The following is a 23,501-nucleotide window of genomic DNA, read 5'->3' on the forward strand; positions in this document are numbered from 1 at the left end:
AGGCTTCTTTTGGAAGAGCTGCGCATCGAGGCCAATGGCAACCTTGGCCCCATCGATTCATCCCGCGTCCCGCGCTACGCCGGAGCTGCCACCTATGCCCGCCTGCCGCGCCTGGACCAGGTCGCCAAGGCAGACGTCACGGTGGTCGGCGTGCCGTTCGATTCCGGCGTCTCCTACCGGCCCGGCGCCCGCTTCGGTGCCAACGCCGTCCGTGAGGCCAGCCGGCTGCTGCGGCCGTACAACCCGGCCTGGGACGTCAGCCCCTTCGAGAACATCCAGGTGGCCGACGCCGGCGACATGGCGGTCAACCCGTTCAACATCAACGACGCCATCGAAACCATCCAGCAGAACGCGCTGGACCTGACGGCCTCGGGCAGCAAGCTGGTCACCCTTGGCGGCGACCACACCATCGCCCTGCCGCTGCTGCGCGCCGCCGCCGAGCGCGCCGGCGAGCCCATCGCCATGCTGCACTTCGATGCGCACCTGGACACCTGGGACACCTACTTCGGAGCCGAGTACACGCACGGCACCCCCTTCCGCCGCGCCGTCGAGGAAGGCATCCTGGACACCGAGGCCATCAGCCACATCGGCACCCGCGGCCCGCTCTACGGCAAGAAGGACCTCGACGACGACCACCGCTTCGGCTTTGGCATCGTCACCTCGGCGGACGTCTACTACCAGGGCGTCCTGGAGACGGTGGCCAAGGTCCGCGACCGGATCGGGAACCGTCCGCTCTACATCTCGGTGGACATCGATGTCCTGGACCCGGCACATGCACCCGGCACCGGCACGCCGGAAGCCGGCGGCCTCACGAGCCGCGAACTGCTGGAAATCATCCGCGGCTTCCGCGGCATGAACCTCGTCGGGGCCGACGTCGTGGAGGTTGCCCCGGCGTACGACCACGCCGAGATCACCGGCGTGGCAGCCAGCCACGTCGCCTACGAACTCGTGACCCTTATGGCGGACCGCGCCGTCGAAGGCGACCGCTTCGGTGCCCCGACCGGCTACGCGGCCCAGGCCCTCGGCCAGGAATCCCGCCGTCCGGCCGGCTTCGGCAGCGCGGCTGCAAGCAACAAGTCGGCAAGCACCCCGGCCGAGTCCATCCGGATCACAGCACCCGCGGAGGCCCTGAAATGATCGACTTCGACCCCGGCACGGCTGCCCCGACCAAGGGCACCAACGTCCGCAACGGCGGGGACCTCGTCGTCGAAACCCTCGAGGCCCTCGGTGCCAAGACCGTCTTCGGCATCCCGGGCCAGCACGCCCTGGGCCTGTTCGATGCCATGGGCCGCGGCAACCTGCACTTTGTCTCCTCCCGGGTGGAAAACAACTCGGCCTTCGCCGCAGACGGCTACTCCCGCGCCACCGGCGAGGTTGGCGTCCTGTTCCTCTCCACCGGCCCGGGCGCGCTGACGTCCCTGGCCGGGCTGCAGGAGGCCTACGCCACGGGCGTGCCCATGGTGGTCGTGGCGAGCCAGATCCCGCTCGAAGGCCTGGGCGCCCGCCGCAAGGGCATGCTGCACCAGCTCGATGACCAGAAGGCCTCGGCCGCGAACGTTACCAAGTCCCAGCGGCTGATCCAGCACGCCTCCGGCATCCCCTCGGCGATCCAGGACGCCTGGACCGAGGCAATCTCCTCGCCGCAGGGCCCCGTCTGGCTGGAAATCCCGCAGAACGTGCTGCTGGATCCCATCATGGTGCCCCCGGTGGAGGATGCTCTCGCCGAAGCGGCCGACAACCCACCCCGCGTGGAGCTGGTTCGCGAGGCGGTCAAATGGCTCTCAACCGCAGAACGTCCCGCCATCATCGCGGGCGGCGGCACACGCCGCGGGCGGGCTGAGAAGTCCCTGCTCTCCATCGCCGAGAAACTCCGCGCCCCGGTCATCTGCACGCCCGGCGGCAACGGCGCCTTCCCGTGGAACCACGAGCTCTCGCTGCAGTCCTGGATCGAAGACCGGTACATGACGGATCTGCTCGAGGACGCCGACGTGCTGATCGTGATCGGCTCGTCCCTGGGCGAGGTGACGTCGAACTACTTCACCTTCGAACCGCGCGGCCGGATCATCCAGATCGACGCCGAACCCCGGGTGCTGGAGTCCAACCGCCCCGGCCTGGGCATCCGGGCCGATGCCGGCCAGGCCCTCGCCGCGCTCGACGCCGCCCTGACGGAACCGCACGCAGAGCGCGCGGACTGGCATGGCACCGCCCCCGAAGCCCTGGTCAAGGAGACCCTGGCCAAGGTCACGGCCCGGCTCGAATCCCAGGACCTGGCCAAGGAACTGAAGTTCATGGCCGACATCCGCGAGGCCGTCCCGGCGGGCATGCAGACGTTCTGGGACATGACGATCTCGGCCTACTGGGGCTGGAGCTGCTGGGACGCCCGTGACGGCCAGTTCCACTCCGCACAGGGCGCCGGCGGGCTCGGCTACGGCTTCCCGGCGGCGATCGGCGGCGCCGTCGGGCTCGAAACCACCGGCACGCCCGGCGGTTCGGCCCGGGTGCTGGCCGTCTCCGGCGACGGCTCGTCCATGTACTCCATCTCCGAGCTCGCCACCGCCAAGCAGCACAACATCCCGGTCACCTGGCTGATCGTGGACGACGGCGGCTACGGCATCCTGCGCGAATACATGGTGGGCGCCTTCGGCAAGGCCACCGCCACCGAGCTGTCCCGGCCCGACTTCGTCAAGCTCGCCGAGTCCTTCGGCGTTCCGGCCGTCCGTGTCGCCCCGGAGGACGTCGGGGACGCACTGAAGGCCGGCTTCGCGGCGGACGGCCCCAACGTCGTCGTCGTCGAAACCCTGCTCAAGATGTTCGGCCCCACCCACCTGGCCACGTAGCCGGCGGGCGGCACTCCCTCAACAACTCAGCACAGCACAGCGGACCGGCCGGGTCTGCCCCTCACAGTGAGGGGCTTGCCTTGGGCAAACAAAAGAGGGGTGTCCATACATGTCAGTTGAATCCAACGCTGCAGCCAAACTCGTCTACCAGATCTTCGACCTCCAGCGCGCCGTCCGCTGTGTTGCCGCCGCCAGCCTGCGCGGGCAGGACACCGGAGTGGCGCTTCAAGGCGTCCTTCGCTTTGTGGGGGAGGGCGAATCCCGGGCCACGCACCTTGCGGAGCGGCTCGGCGTCAGCGCCCCGGTCCTCAGCCGGCACATCGCCGAACTCGAAGACCACGGCTACGTGGTCCGCCGGCCGGACCCCGAAGACGGCCGCGCGCAACTGATCGCCTTGTCCGCCAAAGGCGCGGAGAAGCTGCGCGTCATCGAGGACCAGCGCACAGCCGCCCTCCAGGGCCTGCTGCAGGACTGGAGCCAGGACGACGTCGAACTGACGGCGCGCACCCTCGAAAAACTTGCTGAGTCCCTCAGGACTTCAGCCCGGGCAACGACGGCCGGACCCACGAATACGACCGAAATTGTTGAGGAGTAGATATATGGCTAGCCACGCTGCCGCCACGGGGCCGGAGACCGCGCCGTTGATGACCGCGCCGTCGAACAGTGCGCCGTTGAACGCCCAGTCGGAGATTCCGCAGAGGGCGCCCCGCGCACCCCAGGCCGCCGCAGCACCTGCGGCGATGACCCACCGCCAGATCATGGAGGCCCTGACCGGGCTGCTCGCGGCGCTCTTCACAGCCATCCTGAGCAGCACGATCGTTGCCAACGCTCTGCCCACCATCATGTCCGAGCTCAAGGGCACCCAGACGGACTTCGCCTGGGTGATCACCGCCGCGCTCCTGGCCAACGCGGCCACCACTCCGATCTGGGGCAAGCTCGCGGACCTCTTCAACAAGAAGGTCCTCGTCCAGCTGAGCATCGTGATCTTCGTGGCCGGTTCCGTCATGGCCGGCCTGTCCGAGACCATCCCGCTGCTGCTGACCGCCCGCGTCATCCAGGGCATCGCCATGGGTGGCCTGACCGCCCTGGCCCAGGCCATCATCGGCTCGATGATCCCGCCGCGCGACCGCGGAAAGTACTCCGGCTACATGGGCGGCGTCATGGCCGTAGGCACTGCCGGCGGCCCGCTGCTCGGTGGCTTCATCGTCGACAGCCCGCTGGGCTGGCGCTGGACGTTCTTCGTCTGTGTCCCGCTCGCCGTCGTCGCGCTCATCCTGCTGCAGGTCACCTTGAAGATCCAGCACGTCAAGCGCCCCGCCAAGATCGACTGGCTGGGCTCCATCCTGCTGACCTCAGGCGTCAGCCTGCTGCTGATCTGGGTCTCCTTCGCCGGCAACCCCGACTACTACGACTGGTGGTCGTGGCAGTCGGTGGCCATGGTGGGCGGCGGCGTCCTGCTCCTGGGCCTGCTGGTGCTGGTGGAGTCCCGCGTGGCCCAGCCCATCATCCCGCTGAATATCATCCGGGAGCGGACAACCGCCCTCGCCATCCTCGCCTCGGTGGCCGTCGGCGTGGGCATGTTCGGCTCCTCGACGTTCCTGGGCCAGTACTTCCAGGTGGCACGCGGTGCCACGCCCACCGAAGCCGGCCTCCTCACGCTGCCCATGATCGCGGGCAACCTGATCGGTTCAGTCGCCTCGGGCATGCTCATCAGCCGCACCGGCAAGTGGAAGCGGTACCTGATCGCCGGCGCCATCGCGCTGATCGGCGGCCTCGGCCTGGCCGGCAGCATGGACCACACCACTGACCTCTGGCTGACCGGGATTTACACGGCCATCCTCGGCGTCGGCCTGGGCCTGCTGATGCAGAACCTCGTCCTCGCCGTCCAGAACACGGTCCAGGCCAAGGACATCGGCACGGCCAGCGCCTCCGTTGCCTTCTTCCGGTCCGTCGGCGGAGCTATCGGCGTCTCGGTCCTCGGCGCAGTGCTGGGCAACCGGGTCAAGGAGCTCGTCGTGGAGGGACTCGCCTCCGCCGGAATCCAGGTTCCGGCCGGATCTGCGGGCGCCAGCATGGACCTCAAGGACATGCCGGCACCGATCCGCGACATCATGCGGGCCGCCTACGGCGACGCGATCGCGGAGGTCTTCCTGATCTCTGCCATCATCGGCCTCGTGGCCCTGGTTGCCATCCTGTTCATCAAGGAACGTCCGCTGCGCCGCACCGTCGACGTCCGGCCGGAGCCTGCCGAACACGCAGGGGACGCCGGGGACGCTGCTGTGGCAGCCGCCGGCGGCGCGGCAGCGACGGCTTTGGGCGATCCTTTGCGGAACGGCCCGGACGACGCCGCCAGGGCAGCTTCCACCGCCGGCGGTACCGGCATCGTGGACCTGGATCGGGAATTCATCGAGGTCCTCAGCCGGGAGCGCGCCGAATCGCGCTTCCCCGATGCCGCCCGGCAGCGGGCCCGGACCTTGCTGGCCGACGACCGGCCCGAGGCCGCCGACGTGATGCCGGTGCTGCTGGAGACCCAGCGGTTGCTGGCCGAACAGCAGCTGCAGCTCGCGGACGCGCTGGGAGCGGTGTACGAACAGGCTGCGCAGCAGCGCGCGATCGCCGCGGAACAGGCCCGCGTTGCCGAGGAGCTCAGGGCCCTGCACCGGGCGTTGGCCAAGCAACGGAAGATGCAGCGGGCGGCCGCGGAGTACATCGCCACCCACGGCCGGCACCGCACCGAATAGCGCCGGCGCCGTATTCCCAAGGCCCCGCGGCCGCCCCCAGGGGCAGCCGCGGGGCCTTCTCGCGGGGCCCATGGGGGGACCCTCGTGAGGGGCCCCTTTCGGGGCCCTCGAGCGGCGAACTCGGACAGCTAAGTACGCCGTTTGGATGATATTCGGCGCCCCGTGTTCCACCCGGGCGGGGGATTTCGTACAGTTGGGTGGCTAAGGCTGTCGGACCCAAGGGATAGTCTTCAATCAGCTTTTCAACTCACTCCATTTTCCGGTCTTTCGATAGTCCGGTCTTCGTAAGGACTCGTGGGCATGCTCGTTACCCTCATGCGGCGCTATTCCAAGCCGTATCTGCCATACATCGCGGCCGTGGTCATCTTCCAGTTGGCGTCCACCATCGCGGCTCTGTACCTCCCCAGCCTCAATGCCCAGATCATCGACGAGGGCGTCTCCCGCGGGGACACGGACTACATCTGGCGCACCGGCGGCGTCATGCTCGGCGTCGCCCTGGTCCAGGTGGCCACAGCGATCGCCGGCGTCTACTACGGCTCGAAGGCCGCGATGGCGTTCGGCCGGGACCTGCGCCGCGGCGTCTTCCGTAAGGTGAGCAGCTTCTCGGCCCGGGACGTCAACCTCTTCGGCGCGCCCACGCTGATCACGCGGGGCACCAACGATGTCCAGCAGGTCCAGATGCTCATGCTCATGACGCTGAACTTCATGGTGGCCACGCCCATCATGTGCATCGGCGGGATCTTCATGGCCCTGCGCGAGGACCTCAACCTCTCCTGGCTCGTCTGGGTTTCCGTGCCGCTGCTCGTCGTTGTGGTGGGCTACCTCGTGGTCCGCCTCATGCCGCTCTTCCGGTCCATGCAGGAGAAGATCGACCGGCTCAACGGTGTCCTCCGCGAACAGATCATCGGCATCCGCGTGGTCCGTGCCTTCGTGCGCGAACCCCATGAGGCCGAGCGCTTCGGCGCGGCCAACAAGGACCTCACCGACGTCTCGCTGAAGATCGGCTCCTTGTTCGTGCTCATGTTCCCTGCCATCGGCATGATCCTGCACATCTCCACCGCCGCCGTGCTCTGGTTCGGCGGCCAGCGCGTTGATGCCGGCGAGATGCAGATCGGCTCGCTGACCGCGTTCCTGCAGTACCTCCTGCAGATCCTCATGGCCGTCATGATGGGCACCTTCATGGCCATGATGATTCCCCGCGCCTCCGTCTGTGCCGACCGCATCGGCGAAGTGCTCGACGTCGAACCCTCCATCCACGAACCGCTCACCCCCGTGGCGCCGGCAGCAAAGGCCGGCCGCGTCGAGTTCCGCAACGTGACGTTCGCCTACCCCGGCGCCGAGGCACCCGTGCTGAGCAACATCAGCTTCACGGCAGAGCCCGGCCAGACAGTGGCGATCATCGGCTCCACCGGTGCCGGCAAGTCCAGCCTGCTGGCCCTGCTGCCGCGGCTCTACGACGCCGAATCGGGCGAGGTCCTGCTCGATGGCGTCCCCGTCACCCAGCTGGACCGGGCCGAGGTCACGCAGCGCGTGGCCATGGTGCCGCAACGGCCCTACCTGTTCTCCGGAACCATTGAGCACAACCTGCGCTTCGGCAAGCCCGAGGCCACGGATGCGGACCTGTGGGAGGCCCTGACGGTCGCCCAGGCCGCGGACTTCGTGCGCGAAAAGAAGGGCGGCCTGGCCTCCCGGATCGCCCAGGGCGGCACCAACGTCTCCGGCGGCCAGCGCCAGCGGTTGTGCATCGCCCGGGCCCTCGTCACCGAACCCAAGGTCTTCCTGTTCGATGACTCGTTCTCCGCCCTCGATGTCGCCACCGACGCCAGGCTGCGCCGGGCCCTCAAGGCCAAGACGGCCGATGCCACCGTGATCATCGTCGGCCAGCGCGTGTCCACCATCGCCGACGCCGACCAGATCCTCGTGCTGGACAACGGCAGGATCGTGGACCGCGGAACACATGAGGAACTGCTGGAAAGCTCCAGCACCTACCAGGAAATCGTCGAATCCCAGCTGACCGCGGAGGCAGTGGCATGAGCACCAACGAGAAACTCTCCACCATGCCGCCCGAGGCAACTGATTCGACCGCGGCCGGGAGCGTCGCAACCGACGTGCTGGAGGACGACTTCATCGAGGAGGAGTACACGCCCGGCGAAGCCGACGGCGGCATGTTCGGCGTGCCGGCCAAGAAGGCCCAGCACTTCTGGCCTTCGGCCAAACGGCTCATGGGGCTGCTGAAGCCCGAGCGCGCCGGCATCATCGTCGTGCTCGCCATGGTCACGGTCGCCGTCGTCCTCAACGTCATTGCCCCGAGGATCCTGGGTCAGGCAATGGATGTGATCTTCGCAGGAGTCGTTGGCAAGCAGCTTCCGGCCGGGGCCACCAAGGAGCAGTTCATCGACGGACTGCGCTCCCAGGGCCAGGACAACTTCGCCGACATGCTGGCCAAGATGGACGTCGTGCCGGGCGCCGGCATCGATTTCCAGAAGCTTGCGTTCCTGATCAGCGTGGTGCTGGTTATGTACTTCGTCGCCAACATCTTCCTGTGGCTCCAGGGCTATGTCCTCAATGTGCTTGTCATGCGCGTGGTCCGCAAGCTGCGCGATGACACCGAGAAGAAACTCAACAAGCTTCCGCTGGGCTACTTCGATACCCGCCAGCGCGGCGACATCCTCTCCCGTGTCACGAACGACGTCGACAACATCCAGCAGGCCCTCCAGCAGGCCTTCGCGCAGCTCGTGAACTCCGCCCTGACGGTCATCGGCATCGTGATCATGATGTTCATCGTGTCCTGGCAGCTGGCCCTGATCGCACTCATCGCCCTGCCGCTCTCCGGGGTGGCCGCCGGCATCATCGGCGCCCGCAGCCAGAAGCTCTTCGCCGCCCAGTGGAAGAACACCGGTGAGCTCAACGGCCAGATTGAGGAATCCTTCTCCGGCCACGACCTCGTCCGCGTGTTCGGCCGCGACGCCGACATGCTGGCCCGCTTCGACGAGCGGAACGAGGAACTCTACAAGGCCAGCTTCGGTGCCCAGTTCGTCTCCGGCATGATCATGCCGGTCATGCAGTTCGTCTCCTACCTCAGCTATGTCGGGATAGCGGTTGTCGGCGGGCTGCGGGTGGCCTCCGGCGCCATGAGCCTGGGCGACGCGACGGCGTTCATCCAGTACTCGCGCGAATTCACCCAGCCGCTGGGGCAGATGGCCGGCATGGCCAACATGCTGCAGTCCGGCGTCGCATCCGCCGAACGGGTCTTCGAATTCCTCGACGCCGACGAACAGGACGCCGAGACCGCCACCGAGCACCTTCCGGCGAAGACCGACGGCCACGTCGAGTTCAACCACGTCACCTTCAGCTACACACCGGACAAGCCGCTCATCGAGGACCTGTCCTTCACGGCCGAGCCCGGACACACCGTGGCGATCGTGGGCCCCACCGGGGCGGGCAAGACCACCCTGGTCAACCTCGTGATGCGCTTCTACGAGCTCAACGCCGGCAGCATCACCCTGGACGGGGTGGACATCACCAAACTGAGCCGTTCGGAGCTGCGCGCCAAGGTCGGCATGGTGCTGCAGGACGCCTGGCTGTTCGGCGGGACCATCTACGAGAACATCCGCTACGGCAAGCTGGACGCCACCGAGGACCAGATCATGGCAGCGGCCAAGGCCACGTTCGTGGACCGCTTCGTCCGCGCGCTTCCGGATGGCTACAACACGGTCATCGACGAAGAAGGCAACAACGTCAGCGCCGGCGAAAAGCAGCTGATCACCATTGCCCGGGCCTTCGTGGCGAACCCGTCGCTGCTCATCCTGGACGAGGCGACGAGTTCGGTGGATACCCGCACCGAAGCCCTGGTCCAGAAGGCCATGGCCGCGTTGCGCACCGAGCGCACCAGCTTCGTCATCGCCCACCGCCTCTCCACCATCCGGGACGCGGACACCATCCTGGTCATGGAGGACGGGCAGATCGTCGAGCAGGGCCGGCACGCCCACCTGCTGGCACTGCACGGCGCGTACTACCGGCTGTACATGTCCCAGTTCGCCGGCGAGGACGCGGAGACGGCCCTGGAGGACCCGGCGGGCGAGGCGACGGCGGTGCACAGCTGAGCGCCGCCGAGTCCCAAGCCGCCGAGTCCCCAAGCGCGGAGGGCACGGCAGGGGTGGGCCGGGCAGGGGTGGGCCCCGCGGGGGCCGGCCCAGCCTGGGAGCCGCGGCGCCTGGAGGTGGAGGTGCCGATGCGTTGGGGCGATATGGACGCCTACGGGCACATCAACAACGTCCAGATTGTCCGGATCCTCGAGGAAGCACGGATCGCGGCCTTCGGACCGCCCCAGGGGGCCGGGCTGCCCGGAACCGAACCCCTCGTCCCGCTCTTCAACGAAATACCGGAGGGGACGCTGGCGCTCGTGGTGGAGCACAAGATCCGCTATGTCAGGACCCTTGAGTACCGGAACGTGCCCGCCCTCGTCCAGCTGTGGATCGGGGCGGTCAAGGGCGCCAGTTTCGACATCCACTACCTGGTGCAGGACCCCGTCACCCGGGAGGACTGCGTCCGCGCCACGAGCCACCTTGCCTTCGTCAATGAGGCCACGGGCCGGGTGCTGCGGCTGACGCCGGAGCAGAAGGAGCGGCTGGCCCCCTATACCCGAGTCCACCCGGTCCCATAGCCTCTACCCGGGCACCGGTGGGGCTCCTACAATGAACAATCCCGAGGCTTAAGGAGGCCTGGTCAGTGTGAACATGGGCAAGAAAATGCACGAGAAGCACTCCCGCAAGAAGAAGTGGAGCGAGCTCTCGCCGATGGCACGGTTCGGAACCATCGTGGCGGCCGTGGTCCAGCTGACGCTGCTCATTGCTGCCCAGCGGGATATCTCGCGTCGGCCGGCCGAGGAAATCCGGGGGAGCAAGGCGCTGTGGCGGGTTGCCTCCCTGGTGAACTTCATCGGCCCGGGAACCTATTTCGTCGTCGGCGTGAAGCGCCGTCCCGCAACGAAGTAGGCCCTCCGGACGGGCCGCCCGAGATCTACTGGACGGTAGCTTTGGGGCGGCGTTAAATGCGCGCGTTCAGTTTAAGCCTGTAAATTGAACGTATGACCCCAACCAAGAAGCCTGCCCTGCACCGTGCCCTCGGTATCTCCAAGGAGATTGAAGACGCGGCGTGGTTTGTCTTGGGCCCGGGGTTGCTCGGCAAGGCCTCCGCCCTGGATGGCCGCACCAAAACCTGGTCCGTCCAGGCCGCCGCGGAGTTGCTGGAGCGCCTGGAACGCGGCGTGCCGGACCCCAAGGCGCCGATGATGACCAACCTGCGCCAGAACCTGGAAGATGCCACCCGCGGGGCGAAGCAGCTGGCCGTGGAGCTGCTGTTCCTCCAGTCCCTGCCGTTGGCCCACGAGGTCAAGTCGCTGAAGGTGAAGCGGGCCCGTGTGGCCGAGGCGGCGTCCTGGCTGGAGCCCCCGCTGGAGCTGCCCGACGAGCTCTACGCGGGCATGACGGACCACGGCGTCATCCGGGACCGCACGGCAGAATTCAACTGGACCATCTGGGACCACCTGAAGTGGCTCTGCCGCTTCGTGCAGCACGTCGCACAGCGGCCGGCCAACGTCGTCCAGGCCGCGGTCAAGGATCCGCTGGCCTTCCACAAGCTGGTCGCCGGCACCCCGAACGACCAGCCGGCCATCCGCCGGAGCATTGAGTTCCTGGTCTGGCCAAGCTATTTCGAACCCGTTGTGGCCGACGTCGAACGCCAGGAGATCCGCGACGCCTTCGCGTCCCTGGTGGGCGGGGCCAAGGGGGACAGCGACGAGGATATTTCGGCGGACATCCACCGGATCCGCCTGCACCTGGACCAGCAGGCCGGGCAGCGGATCGACTGGTACTCCCGCCAACTGGTGAGCCAGTGGCGGAAGGTCGGCGACCCCGGCCGCCGGGCCTGGCTCCTGCGCACCCACCACGAGAACGCCGAGCTGCTTTCGGAGTGGCGGGACGAGGAAGCGGTGACGCTCGACGTCGAACACCTCCGCCTGCTGGATCCCGGCGTTACCGCCGGGCTGGTCCAGAACGCCGTTGACGAGGACTACAAGCACCTCGGCTACGTGGAGCGCGAGGACACCAAGTCGGCCGTGTTCGCCTTCCTGACCGTGATGAAGCCCGGCGACCTGGTCCTCTTCCAGAGCTCGGGCAAAGTCCGGATCGGCGTGGTCCTTGGTGAGCCGGAGCACGGAAAGGACAACCGCCGGCTCCGCCGCAAGGTCCGCTGGTTCGATGAGGAACACGACGTCACCGGGCTGCCCCGCCACGTGCAGCGGCAGCTGACCACCTCCGGGAACATCGTGGACATCACCCGCGTGATCCAGGCCCTCGAGGGTCTCCTGCCGGCAGAGGCCGAAGCCGAGGAGGGCGACGGCGCCGAGCCGGATGCCGCCGTCGAGCCGGCCCGTGACGGGTTCCGGCCGCTGACGCCGGAGTTTGCGGCGTCCCTTCACATGGACCTGGATCCGCTGCAGGAAATCGCTGAACTCCTCGTGGAGAACCGGCAGCTGGTGCTCTATGGTCCGCCGGGAACGGGCAAGACGTACCTGGCCAAGCACCTCGCCGCCGAACTCGCCGGGGACACCACGGACGAGCGGGTCAAGCTGGTCCAGTTCCACCCCTCGTACGCGTATGAGGACTTCTTCGAAGGCTTCCGTCCGGACAAGACGGACGAGGGCCAGGTGTCCTTCAAGCTCGTGGCCGGTCCGCTGCGCCGGCTCGCCGAGGAAGCTGCCAAGCCGGGCAACGAGAACAAGCCGTACTTCCTGATCATCGACGAGATGAACCGGGCGAACCTCGCCAAGGTGTTCGGCGAGCTGTACTTCCTGCTCGAATACCGCGATGACCGCATCTACCTCCAGTACAGCCCCAACGAGCCGTTCACCCTGCCGGACAACCTCTACATCATCGGCACCATGAACACCGCGGACCGCTCCATCGCGATGATGGACGCGGCCATCCGGCGCCGGTTCTCTTTCATCGAGCTCCATCCCAAGACCGAACCCGTGAAGGGCTCGCTGCTGCGGTTCCTCCAGGCCCGCGACCTGGACACGACGCCCGCCCTGCTGCTTGACGCCTTGAACAATGCGATCGACGAATGGGACCGGGACCTCATGATCGGGCCCTCCTACTTCATGAAGAAGTCGGCCCAGACGCCCAAGGGCCTCCGCAGAATCTGGAAGTACGAGCTCATGCCGCTCCTGGAGGAGCACTATCACGGCCAGCTCAACCGCGCCCAGCTCGAGGAACGGTTCGGACTGGAAAACCTGATGGCCCGCCTGGCGCATGCCTAGGCCGCTGACCGGTGACACCATGGCGTTGGCCGGCAGCGCCGTCGCCGTGGACCAGGGCGCGTCCGGGCGCGGCCTGTCCGTGCCCTCTTCGCATGGACGGGGCTCGACCGGACAGGGTGCATCGGGACGGGGTGTCTCCGGGCGCGCCGGCGCCTTGCCGTGCCGGCACATAGTCCTCGACGAACTCGCCGCCGGCGTCGTGGAGCGGCTTGATCCGGACACGGCCGCCTATGTCAACGCCAGTGGCCTGGCGAAGGCCTCGCCGATGGGCATGGGCCTGTACCGGATCGAACCCGTCGGGACCGTGGGGTCGGTGCGCACGCCCACCGTGCAGCTGGAGGTGCGGCCGAAGGGACGGCTCGGGCTGAACCGGCTCCTGTTCCTGCTCGGCTACGCGGGGGACCAAGGCTTCCGCGATGAATCGGTCGCCGCCGTGGAGCATACCGATCTGTGGAGCGCCCTGGCCGAATCCCTGGCACAGCTCGCGGACCGGGCGCTCAGCCGCGGCGTGCTGCAGGGGTACCTCATGGTCGAAGAGTCCCTCCGGACCGTCAAGGGCCGGATCCGGATGTCGGACCAGATATCCCGCCGGCCCGGGATGCTGGTGCCGCTGGAAGTCTCCTATGACGAATTCACCGAGGACATCGCGGAGAACCGGATCCTGCGCGCGGCGCTGGAACGGATGTCCCAGGTGCCGCGCGTGCGGCCGGAAGCCCTGAGCCGGCTGCGCCAGCTGAAGGGAAAGCTCGACGTCGTGACGCGCCTTCAGTCCGGCGCGCCGCTGCCGCAGTGGCGGCCCAGCCGGATGAATACCCGCTACCACGGGGTTCTCCGGCTTTCCGAGCTGATCCTGCGGAACGCCTCGGCGGAGGCGGGCGACGGCAAGCAGCAGTCGGCGTCGTTCGTGGTGGACATGGCAAAGGTGTTCGAGGACTTCGTGGGGACGGCCCTACGGGAAGCCATGGCCGCCTTCCCCGGAGAAATGCGGCTTCGCTACAACGCCTTGCTGAACGAGGCCGTCCGCGACTCGGACCGCATTGTGGTCCAGCCCGGAGCCGTCCACTTCCTCGGCGGCCAGCCGGTGATGGTGTACGACGCCAAGTACAAGGCCGCCGCCGACGCGGGTGCCTCGCTCTCAGGCGACCACTACCGGATGCTGGCCTACTGCACCTCCCTGCGGGTGCCGACGGCGTGGATTGTCTACCCCGGGTCAGGAGAGATCAAGCTGCGCCGGATTCTCAATACCGACATCGACATCGTCGAGTTCCCGCTGGACCTGTCCTTGCCGCCGTCGGAAATCCTGGCCTCCGTCGCAGACCTTGCCCAACAGTCGTGGGGCGAAGTGCTCCGGCAGGCCAGTATTGGCCGTTCAGCCAGCTAGCCTTTCGGCACGGTGACCGGCGGCTAACCGCCCAGCCAGTTAGGCGGATTCTTCCTGTTCGACGGCGACCGTCAGCATGTGGTCCAGGAGGGCCTTTTCCGGCTTACCCGGGTTGTTGGTGACGTGCCAGCGCAGTTTCTCCCGCACGTCGGCCTCGTCCGGGTTGGTGTCAGCGAGAACCTCGCTAATGATGGACATCGCCTGCCGGCGCAGCGGCTCCAGGTCCGGGTCGGCTCCGCGGAACGGGCGGGGCCGGATGGCGCGGTGTGTGGTGTGGCCGAGGCGGCGGAACTGAAGAACTGTGGGACCGGACTCCCTGCGGCTGGAATCCGTGGGGCTGGCGTGAGTAGTGGTGGCTTCTGCTGGCGCAGCAACCGCGTTGGGCTCGTCATTGGACATCAGCAAGTGCGGCATCGTGCGCTCTCCCGTGTTTGCAGTACCCAGCGGTACTGTCCGAATAATGCCTATGGTCCCCGGTGTCGAATATTAGCGGAGGCGGTTCAGCGTGCACTGGAAGAGGGCCGCGCGACACGCCATATTTCTGCTGGTCCTCGGACGTCATCAGGCGTGTTTATCGGGGGTCGGGCCCTGAAGGCCCTGAAGGAAAGCGTCCAGACGGAGCTCCAGCGCCGAGGAATCCTTCAGCTCGCATTCCCACACCGTGAGCACCTCCCAGCCGTCGTGTTCGAGCTGGAGCCTCTGGGCGGCGTCGCGGTTCCGGGTTCGCGTGCGTTTGGTTTCCCAGAACTCGGCATTGGCCTGGGGTGCGTGCATCCCCACCCGGCACTCGTGGAAATGCCAGAAGCAGCCGTTGACGAAGATGACCTTGTGACGTCCGGCGAAGACGAGATCGGGGTTACCCGGGAGTTTGCCGCCGTGCGCGCTGCCGTGCAGGCGGTAGCGGTATCCCTTGGCGTGCAGCAGCCGGCGGACCAGCATTTCCGGTTTGGTGTTTTTGCCCCGGATGCGGGACATGTTCCAGCTGCGCTGCTCGGGAGTCAGCTTGTCCGCCATGCTTTAAGTCTAGGCGGGTGACTGGGCGGGCGCGGCGGGACCCGGCGGCGGGGGCGGCCGGGACGCGGCGTCGGGCGTTAGATCTCCCGCTCGGGGTGTTCGCCGAACTGGAAGTGGCGTCCGCTGACCGACGTTGGCGTAATTTCGACGTAGAAGTCCTTCAACGTCGGAACCCAGGGCTTGAGTCCGAGGGCCTCGGCCTCGGCGATATCCGCCGATTGATCTAGGACGCGCGCAGCGCCCCGTAGGACCACGGACCACGCCTCCTCGGACAGGATTCCGTCGGTTTCGAAAAGCACTTTCGAGTTGATGGTGAGTTCCGCCAGTTTGTTTCCGGGGGCAGTGCGGAGGAACAATTTACGGCCTTTGGCCGCGTAGTTCACCGGGAAGATGTCGGGTTCTCCAGCCACGGTGACCACAAGCCTGCCGTGTTTGGTGCCCTCCAACAGTTTCCAGGACTGCTCGTCGTCAAGCTTGAGGATGGGATTGCCGTCTTCGTGTTCGAACATCATGGGTTCATTGTTCTGGCGACGGCAGGGGAGTCGCTAGGGGCTAAAGGACTCAACGCAAGCTGGACTGCCGGATTCCGCGGTCTCCGACGAGGGTAGGGACCCTGCTGTGGATAACTTCGATGTGCAAAATGTGACGTCGGTTACCCTTAAGCATTGCTTGGACTCGCACGTCTTGATTTCTATCGGGGGAGTAGCTGACCATGACATCCCGCACTTCGCTTTCCGGCCTGCGGCGCGTGTGCACCGCCGCCCTGATGTCGTTCTCCCTGGTCATGGTCGCAGGGTGCAGCGGGGGAGGCACGCAGCCTTCCGGATCTCCACCGTCCGAGTCTCAAACCCCCGCCGCCTCCAGTCCAAGCGCCGCCCCCACGCCCAGCGCCAGTTACAAACCCGCTGACGCGACAGGGAAGGCGCAGAACGTCCCGATTCCAGTTCTGCCCGAGGCCGCGAAGGCGGAGACGAAGGAAGGCGCTATTGCCTTTGCAAAACACTGGTATACGCTGCTGAATTACGCATATCAGACCGGGGAATTCCGGCTGATGGATGAGGTGACCGACTCATCGTGCAGGTTATGCGCCAAGGTGCGCCCGGGAATTGTGGAGTGGAATTCCGAAGGACGATGGATCGCGGGAGGTTTGGTCCAAGCGAAGGGGGCCTATACCAACTTCGTCAAGACAACCGAGGGTAGCTACCAAGTGACCACACAGTTGGAGCAGTCGGCGGGAACGCTGTATCGAGCGGACTCAAGTGTCGAGAAATCCGTGCCGGCCTCGCAAGTTCTCGCTGATATCATGATTCTCCGCTTCTCTGACGGTCGTTGGACGGCGATGGATATTGACCGGATCGGTGCATGATTCGCTTCCGGCCCTCAGGGCGAAGACGGTGGGGCTTCGGGATTGTATTCGCTGCTGTCATTTCTTTTTCCCTAACCATTGGCCCTTCGGCCAACGCCGGGGCATCCGACGTTTTTTGGAACGAAACGGGCGTGGGTGTGTGGCGGTATGACTCGACGTTCGGAGTTTGGGTAGATGCGCCCGGGGCTGTTCCGGAGAGCCCATTCCAGTACAGGTTTGACTACCTGTGCCTGATAGATAACAACAATTTCGATCTTCCTTGTCTCGCGGCGACGGCTGAATGTAATGCTGGCCAAAACGGTCGCCCCGTTCGATGGTGGTGGAAGCTAGTTGTTGCGGGACCGAATGATTGGAGCCGCATCTCGCCGGACCGCTGTGTCTACCTCGAGGAACCCGTGGATGTCCTGGGCCAGATTGCCGCCCAGATTCAGACGAAATTTCAGCAGCTTCCCGTCAACGCCGGCAGCAGCGTCACGCAGCCGAGTCCGCACACGCTCCGGGGTGCCGAGACAAATCTCTACGCGGAAGCCGCCGAGCAATCATTCAGCGTGAACATGCTGGGTCAAGACGTCGCAATCATTGCGAAGCCCGTGCAGTACACATGGAGCTATGGAGACGGCACTTCGCTGGGGCCGCAAACGGCCGCCGGAGCGCCTCTTCCGCAGGACCGCTGGGGTGAGAAGACCCTGACGAGCCACATCTACACCCAGACCGGCGATTTCGCGGTGGTGCTGACAACGCATTTCCAGGGCACGTACTCGGTGAATGGCGGGCCGGCGCTGCCCATTCCCGGCCAAGGCCAATTCAGCTCGCCGCCGCAGACCGTCAGCGTCTGGCGTTCGATCACCAGGAATTACGCAGATACCTGCCTGCAAAACCCTCAAGGCCAAGGCTGTCCCGGCGTCGCCCCGCCTCCGCCGTAAGCCACCGCCGTAAGCCTCCGCCGCCGCAAGTTCGCCCCGCCAACCGCCTTAGCCCGGGCTAAGGCCGGCGCCGCAGGCCGCGGCTAGGGTGACTAGGGTTGCTAGGCCCTCAACTCGCGGTCTACCCGTGCCATCCGGGCGTTCACCAGCTGGCAACGGGGATCGTCCGGTCCGATCAGCGCCGCCGCGGCGGCCGCGGTTGCCGTATCTGCGGACCCCATGTCGCTCGTGCACCACTGCAGCATCAGCCCGGCATCACCGCTGGAGCGAACTGACGCCCCCACGGCCGTGTTGAGCTCGTCGCGCATGAACCCGATCGCCAGGTTGGTCGACCGCGTGAGGAGTTTCGCCGGATAGGCCGCGAATGCCTCGGCAATCCGGCCCTCCCGAAGGTGGGCTGCCACAGCCGAGGCGTCCGTCACCGCATGAACGGTGGAAGAGAACCGGTAGGGGTTCGCCTCCAGGACCCCGCCCAGGATGCTGCGTATCCGGTGCATCTCGGTCCGGATCGCTGCGCCTGTGCCCGCGTCGCCATGGATCTCGCAAGCCAGTTCATCTGCACTCCAGCCCTGGTCACGAGAGGCCAGCAGGGCAAGGATTTCGGCGCGGCGAAGCGTCAGCGGGCGCTGGGGACCGCCGTCGACCGCCGCGGACGGCGCGTCCCCCAAAAGCCGCAGCATGAGCCGTGACCGGCCGCCGCCGTCGCGCGCTGTCCGCTCATCACGTCGGAACGGCTGCCCTGGGCGCCTAACGCCGGAGTCGGAAACAGGGGCCGATTTCAGCAGCTCCTCCGCAAGCCGCACTCCACACCGCACCAGCCGCAGGCTGTCCGGCGTGACCGACTCGAACGGGCCGGAGACGTCCAGGACGCCGACGATTTCGCCGGTCAAGGGGTCTCGAATCGGAGAGGCGGTGCAGGCCCAGTCGTGATGGGTCCGCACCAGGTGCTCGGCCGAGAACAGCTGCGCCGGAGCGCCAGTTACCAAGGCTTCGCTGATGGCGTTGGTGCCCACACCGGCCTCGGACCAGTCGGCACCCTCCACGAACTCCAGGGAGTCGGCAAGCCGCAGCGCCTGTTTGCTGCCAACGCGCCACAGCACTTCTCCGTCGTGGTCAGTCACAATGAGCAAATGGCGCCCGGCCGCGGTCTCATCGGCCAGCAGCTGCGACAGGGCAGGCATGACCGCGGCCAGCCGATGGCCGGCGCTGAGGGAGCGCGCCTCGGAGACTTCATGCGGGTGCGGCGGACGGTGCTGGTCCGGATTGATGCCCAAGGCGAGGGAACGCTGCCAGGATTTTATGAGCGACGGCGACAGGCGGGAATCCGGTGTGCCGGACATGGTGCTCTCGTGCGCCGCGCGGAGAATTCGGGCGTACTCCGCCGGCGCGGAAAACCTGAGGTCTGAGGGATGCGTGCTGGAGCCATGGCCCTGCGGCATCCTCATTCTCCCAACTCACCCTCGAATCGTTGCACCCGGCTGGTTCCTCGCCGCCGTCGGGTGCCGTGCGCCGGCCGACGGCTCGAGAGCTCCGTGTAACCCGATTGTAACCCCCTGAGATCTTTACTTGTGATGCGGGTCACTGCGTGGTCTAGGCGTCACGCGACGGAAGTGGCCCACTGTCAGCAACGGAAAGAGGAATCATGCCTGAGACACCAAATGGCGTTGTCGGGGCGTGGTTGGCGCAGTTCGAAGAGGCACTGCGCGGCCACAACACGGACGCCGCACTGGAACTTTTCGACGACGATTCGTACTGGCGCGACTTCGTCTCCTTCACCTGGAACCTCAAGACCCTTGAGGGCAAGGAAGACATCCGGCGCATGCTCGACGCGACCCTGGATGACGTGCAGCCCAGCAACTGGACCCTCGCCGAAGACGCCACCGGGGACGCCGCCAACACCGAGGCCTGGGTGAACTTCGAGACCACCCAGGCGCGGGGCTACGCGCATCTGCGCCTCCGGAACGGCAAATGCTGGACCCTGCTCACCACCATGCAGGAGCTCAGGGGCTTCGAGGAAAAGAAGGGCCCCAACCGGCCAAAAGGCGTCGCCCACGAGATCACCAAGGGCCGCAAATCCTGGCTGGAACTGAAGGAGGAACAGGAGGCGCGCCTCGGCTACGAAGACCAGCCCTACACCGTCATCATCGGCGGCGGCCAAGGCGGGATCGGGTTGGCGGCGCGGCTGCGCAGGCTCGGAGTGCCCACCATCATCATCGAGAAGAACCAGCGCGCGGGGGACTCGTGGCGCAACCGCTACAAGTCCCTCCACCTGCACGATCCGGTCTGGTACGACCACCTGCCCTACGTGAAGTTCCCGGACGACTGGCCCGTATTCGCGGCCAAGGACAAGATCGGCGACTGGTTGGAAAACTACACGCGGATCATGGAACTGAACTACTGGTCCAAGACCGAGTGCACCAACGCCCGCTTCGACGAAAAGTCCCAGGAGTGGGTGGTGGAGGTGATGCGCGACGGCGCGCCGGTCACCCTGCGCCCCAAGCAGCTCGTCTTCGCCCTGGGCGTTTCGGGGTACCCCAGCGTCCCCACGTTCGACGGCGCCGAGTCCTTCCTGGGGGAGCAGTACCACTCGTCCAAGCACCCGGGCGGCGGAGACTGGACCGGCAGGAAGGCCGTGGTGATCGGCTCCAACAATTCCGCCCACGACATCTGCGCCGACCTCTGGGAGCACGGGGCCGATGTCACCATGGTCCAGCGGTCCTCGACACACATTGCCCGCAGCGAATCCCTCATGGACCTGGCCCTGGGCGATCTGTACTCCGAAAAAGCGCTGGCCAACGGCGTCACCACGGAGAAAGCCGATCTGCTCTTCGCCTCGTTGCCGTACCGGATTCTGCCAGAGGCCCAGATCCCCGTTTATGCGGAGATGGCCCGGCGGGACGCGGACTTCTACTCCCAGCTCGAGGCTGCCGGCTTTGACCTGGACTTCGGCGTCGACGGCTCCGGCCTGTTCCTGAAGTACCTGAGGCGCGGCTCCGGCTACTACATCGACGTCGGTGCCTCGCAGCTGATCATCGACGGCCGGGTCAAGCTGGCCAACGGTGAGGTCAGCAAGATCACCGGCAACTCCGTGGTGATGGCCAACGGCACGGAACTTGAGGCCGACGTCATCATTTACGCCACCGGTTATGGGTCGATGAACGGCTGGCTGGCCGATCTGGTTTCGCCCGAGGTGGCGGACGCCGTCGGCAAGTGCTGGGGGTTCGGATCGGACACACCCAAGGATCCGGGGCCGTGGGAGGGGGAGCTGCGCAACATGTGGAAGCCCACAAACGTGGAGAACCTTTGGATCCACGGCGGCAACCTGCACCAGAGCCGGCACTACTCCAACTATCTGGCGCTGCAGCTGAAGGCGCGGATGGAAGGACTGCCGACCCCGGTCTTCGAGCTGCAGCCCACGCACCACACCCGCTGACCACACCCGCTGACCATGCCGGCTGACCAACACGGGCCGTGACAATCCCCGGCACGGCCACCACACTGGGGTTACGGCCCCGCTGTGAACATCCAAAACATTCCGTGGATGCGTCCGCCCGGGCGCATCCACGGCCTGGAATCCGAAGGTGAAACCCCATGAAAGCAGCACGATTCCATGCCCGCGAGGATCTCCGGATCGAAGACATCCAGGAGCCCGAGCTGCGTCCGGGAACGGTGAAGATCGCCGTGGCCTGGTGCGGTATCTGCGGCACCGACCTCCATGAATTCCTCGAAGGACCCATTTTCACCCCGCCGCCCGGCCATCCCCACGGGCTTACCCACGAGGCCGCCCCGGTCACCCTGGGACACGAATTCTCCGGCACCATCGAGGAACTCGGGGAAGGCGTCACCGGCCTGGCCGTCGGAGACAACGTCGTCGTTGAGCCGTACGTCGTCTGCAACGAATGCGGCCCGTGCCGCAGCGGGCACTACAACCTGTGCACCAAGTTGGGCTTCATCGGATTGGCGGGCGGCGGTGGCGGCCTGAGCGAAAAGATCGTTGTGGACACACGGTGGGTCCACCCGGTCGGCGACATCCCCCTGGACGAGGCCGCCCTCATCGAGCCCCTCGCGGTGGCGTATCACGCCGTCGGAAGGAGCGGCCTCACAGCCGGGGACGTCGCCGTCGTCGGCGGTGCCGGACCCATCGGTCTCCTGACCGCCGCGGTCCTCAAGGGCATCGGCATCACCACGATCGTCACCGAGCTGTCGGCCGCCCGCAAGGAGAAGGCGACCTCGTCCGGCGTCGCGGATCACGTCCTGGACCCCAGCACCGACGACGTCAATGCGCGTGTGCTGGAACTGACTGGCGGGGCAGGGGCCAACGCGGCGTTTGAATGTGCGGGGGTGAACGCGGTGTTGGACACCATGCTCGACGTCGTCAAGCCCGCCGGCGTCGTCGTCAACGTCTCGATCTGGGGCCACCCGGCCACGGTGGACATGCAGAAAGTGGTGCTGAAGGAAATTGACCTGCGCGGCACCATTGCCTACTGCGGCGATCACGAGGCCGCCATCAAGCTCGTCCAGGATGGAAAAGTCGACCTGAAACCCTTCATCACCGGCAGAATCGCCCTGGACGACCTGGTGGACAAGGGGTTCGACACGCTGATCAACCACAACGACACCGCGGTGAAGATCATCGTCCACCCGTCGTGATCCGAGTCTCAGATGGAATAGTTGCAGACGCCGCGCAGTTGCCGCCAGTGAACCCATTCACCGTGAAAGGAAATGTGCATGCTGTTTTCCCCGATGACCCTCGGCGACCTGAAACTGCCCAACCGACTCGTGATGGCGCCACTGACCCGGGTCCGCTCCGGTCAGGAAGGAATCCCGGGGCCGCTGGTAGTTGAGCATTACCGCCAGCGCGCCTCCCTCGGCCTGATCGTCAGCGAAGGCACCTACCCGAGCCCGGCCGGCCGGGGCTTCCCGGGCCAGCCCGGGCTGGTCACCGACGAACAGTTTGAAGGCTGGTCCAACGTCACTTCCGCTGTGCACACCGAAGGCGGCCGGATCTTCGCCCAGGTCATGCACGCCGGCCGCGTGACCCACGTGGACACCACCGGTGGCCACGAAGTCGTCGCGCCCAGCGCCATTGCGATCGACGGCGAAACCCGCACCTACGCGGGCAAGCAGCCGTTCCCCGTCCCGCGCGCCCTCACCACCGAGGAACTGCCGGGCATCGTCGAGGAATTCGTCACGGCGTCCCGCAGGGCGGTAGAGGCAGGATTCGACGGCGTCGAGCTTCACTCGGCCAACGGTTACCTGCTGCACGAATTCCTAGCTCCGTCCGCCAATCAGCGCGACGACGTCTACGGTGGCTCCCCGGAAAACCGCGCGCGCTTCGTGATCGAGGTTGCCCAGGCCGTCGTGGATGCGATTGGCGCGGACCGCGTCGGCATCCGCATCTCGCCGGAACACAATGTCCAGGGGGCCGTCGAACTCGACGCGGCGGACGTCCGGGCCACCTACGGCCACCTCGTGGACACCCTGGCTCCGCTGAAGCTGGCCTACCTCAGCATCCTGCACAAGGACCCCACCAGCGAGCTGGTCCAGGACCTGCGCGCACGGTTCAACGGCACGTTCCTGATCAACACCGGCTTCGGCGTCGTCACGACTCGCGACGAGGCCACCGCGCTGGTCGCCGACGGCCACGCTGACGCCGTCGTCGTCGGACGCCCCGCCATCGCCAACCCGGACCTGGTGCGCCGCTGGCGCGACGGCCTGCCGGTCAACGAGGCGGATCCGGCCACGTTCTACACCGAGGGCCCTGCGGGCTACACCGACTACCCGGCCTACCAGAACTAGGTAGCGCGGAGTCAACCCGGTACAAGGGGCGCTGCGTGACTAGGTAGCGCCGGCACCACCACCGCTGGACATGTCCAGCCTTGGCCACGAAGAGTGGGCAGAACACCGTTCTGCCCACTCTT

Annotated in this window: 19 protein-coding genes; 15 read left to right on the forward strand and 4 right to left on the reverse strand. The window is 66.5% G+C overall.

The features are described 5' to 3' along the window. The first annotated feature begins 9 nt into the window (after positions 1–9). The 10 genes from speB (at position 10) to AB4089_RS14520 (ending at position 14,277) form a co-directional block, all read left to right on the forward strand. Positions 10–1,137, forward strand: coding sequence for an agmatinase (gene speB / locus AB4089_RS14475; protein ID WP_441409972.1), 1,128 nt, complete (start codon positions 10–12; stop codon positions 1,135–1,137). Further along, positions 1,134–2,837, forward strand: a complete 1,704-nt coding sequence (locus AB4089_RS14480) for a thiamine pyrophosphate-binding protein (protein ID WP_441409973.1) — start codon at positions 1,134–1,136, stop codon at positions 2,835–2,837. Before speB ends, AB4089_RS14480 begins: the two co-directional genes overlap by 4 nt. Before the next feature lie 109 nt (positions 2,838–2,946). Further along, complete coding sequence (locus AB4089_RS14485; protein WP_390205084.1) at positions 2,947–3,432, forward strand: MarR family winged helix-turn-helix transcriptional regulator; 486 nt, start codon at positions 2,947–2,949, stop codon at positions 3,430–3,432. Positions 3,433–3,577: 145 nt separating this feature from the next. Next, positions 3,578–5,578: an MDR family MFS transporter gene (locus tag AB4089_RS14490; RefSeq protein WP_441410077.1), complete on the forward strand. Its 2,001-nt coding sequence runs from the start codon at positions 3,578–3,580 to the stop codon at positions 5,576–5,578. Between the two features lie 300 nt (positions 5,579–5,878). Beyond that, positions 5,879–7,612 carry an ABC transporter ATP-binding protein gene (locus tag AB4089_RS14495; RefSeq protein ID WP_441409974.1) on the forward strand — a complete coding sequence of 578 codons (1,734 nt, stop codon included), beginning with the start codon at positions 5,879–5,881 and terminating at the stop codon, positions 7,610–7,612. Then, positions 7,609–9,681, forward strand: coding sequence for an ABC transporter ATP-binding protein (locus tag AB4089_RS14500; protein ID WP_441409975.1), 2,073 nt, complete (start codon positions 7,609–7,611; stop codon positions 9,679–9,681). The genes AB4089_RS14495 and AB4089_RS14500 overlap by 4 nt, the downstream gene beginning before the upstream one ends. A gap of 128 nt (positions 9,682–9,809) precedes the next feature. Then, complete coding sequence (locus AB4089_RS14505; RefSeq protein ID WP_441409976.1) at positions 9,810–10,241, forward strand: acyl-CoA thioesterase; 432 nt, start codon at positions 9,810–9,812, stop codon at positions 10,239–10,241. Positions 10,242–10,314: 73 nt separating this feature from the next. Next, a complete protein-coding gene (locus AB4089_RS14510) occupies positions 10,315–10,572 on the forward strand; it encodes a hypothetical protein (protein WP_441410078.1) in 258 nt (85 codons plus the stop codon). A 92-nt stretch (positions 10,573–10,664) separates the two neighbouring features. Next, on the forward strand, positions 10,665–12,896 hold the full coding sequence (locus AB4089_RS14515; RefSeq protein WP_441409977.1) for an McrB family protein: 2,232 nt from the start codon (positions 10,665–10,667) through the stop codon (positions 12,894–12,896). Beyond that, positions 12,889–14,277, forward strand: coding sequence for a 5-methylcytosine restriction system specificity protein McrC (locus tag AB4089_RS14520; RefSeq protein WP_441409978.1), 1,389 nt, complete (start codon positions 12,889–12,891; stop codon positions 14,275–14,277). The genes AB4089_RS14515 and AB4089_RS14520 overlap by 8 nt, the downstream gene beginning before the upstream one ends. Positions 14,278–14,316: 39 nt before the next feature. Here AB4089_RS14520 and AB4089_RS14525 read toward each other — a convergent pair whose 3' ends face one another. From AB4089_RS14525 to AB4089_RS14535, 3 genes are all read right to left on the reverse strand, one after another. Next, the gene (locus AB4089_RS14525) at positions 14,317–14,676 is read right to left on the reverse strand and encodes a hypothetical protein (RefSeq protein WP_441409979.1); all 360 of its coding nucleotides are present in this window, start codon (positions 14,674–14,676) and stop codon (positions 14,317–14,319) included. A 162-nt stretch (positions 14,677–14,838) separates the two neighbouring features. Beyond that, entirely contained in the window at positions 14,839–15,291 is a 453-nt protein-coding gene (locus AB4089_RS14530) for a very short patch repair endonuclease (RefSeq protein WP_441409980.1), read from the reverse strand. A 77-nt stretch (positions 15,292–15,368) separates the two neighbouring features. After that, positions 15,369–15,803 (reverse strand): pyridoxamine 5'-phosphate oxidase family protein, encoded by a 435-nt coding sequence (locus AB4089_RS14535; protein WP_441409981.1) that lies wholly within the window; start codon positions 15,801–15,803, stop codon positions 15,369–15,371. Positions 15,804–16,003: 200 nt separating this feature from the next. Here AB4089_RS14535 and AB4089_RS14540 point away from each other — a divergent pair, with 200 nt between their 5' ends. Both AB4089_RS14540 and AB4089_RS14545 read left to right on the forward strand, forming a co-directional pair. Next, a complete protein-coding gene (locus tag AB4089_RS14540) occupies positions 16,004–16,657 on the forward strand; it encodes a DUF6318 family protein (protein ID WP_441409982.1) in 654 nt (217 codons plus the stop codon). Between the two features lie 395 nt (positions 16,658–17,052). After that, positions 17,053–17,580, forward strand: coding sequence for a PKD domain-containing protein (locus AB4089_RS14545; RefSeq protein ID WP_441409983.1), 528 nt, complete (start codon positions 17,053–17,055; stop codon positions 17,578–17,580). A 101-nt stretch (positions 17,581–17,681) separates the two neighbouring features. Here the strand turns inward: AB4089_RS14545 and AB4089_RS14550 are convergent, their stop codons facing one another. Beyond that, positions 17,682–19,019 carry a GAF domain-containing protein gene (locus AB4089_RS14550; protein WP_441409984.1) on the reverse strand — a complete coding sequence of 446 codons (1,338 nt, stop codon included), beginning with the start codon at positions 19,017–19,019 and terminating at the stop codon, positions 17,682–17,684. Positions 19,020–19,222: 203 nt separating this feature from the next. Here AB4089_RS14550 and AB4089_RS14555 point away from each other — a divergent pair, with 203 nt between their 5' ends. The 3 genes from AB4089_RS14555 (at position 19,223) to AB4089_RS14565 (ending at position 23,379) form a co-directional block, all read left to right on the forward strand. Then, on the forward strand, positions 19,223–21,013 hold the full coding sequence (locus AB4089_RS14555) for an NAD(P)/FAD-dependent oxidoreductase (RefSeq protein WP_441409985.1): 1,791 nt from the start codon (positions 19,223–19,225) through the stop codon (positions 21,011–21,013). A gap of 158 nt (positions 21,014–21,171) precedes the next feature. Then, positions 21,172–22,230, forward strand: coding sequence for a 2,3-butanediol dehydrogenase (locus AB4089_RS14560; RefSeq protein ID WP_441409986.1), 1,059 nt, complete (start codon positions 21,172–21,174; stop codon positions 22,228–22,230). A gap of 78 nt (positions 22,231–22,308) precedes the next feature. Beyond that, a complete protein-coding gene (locus AB4089_RS14565) occupies positions 22,309–23,379 on the forward strand; it encodes an alkene reductase (protein ID WP_441409987.1) in 1,071 nt (356 codons plus the stop codon). The last annotated feature ends 122 nt before the right edge of the window (positions 23,380–23,501 follow it).

It is taken from the genome of Arthrobacter sp. 2MCAF15, assembly GCF_052115605.1.
Lineage (GTDB): Bacteria > Actinomycetota > Actinomycetes > Actinomycetales > Micrococcaceae > Arthrobacter.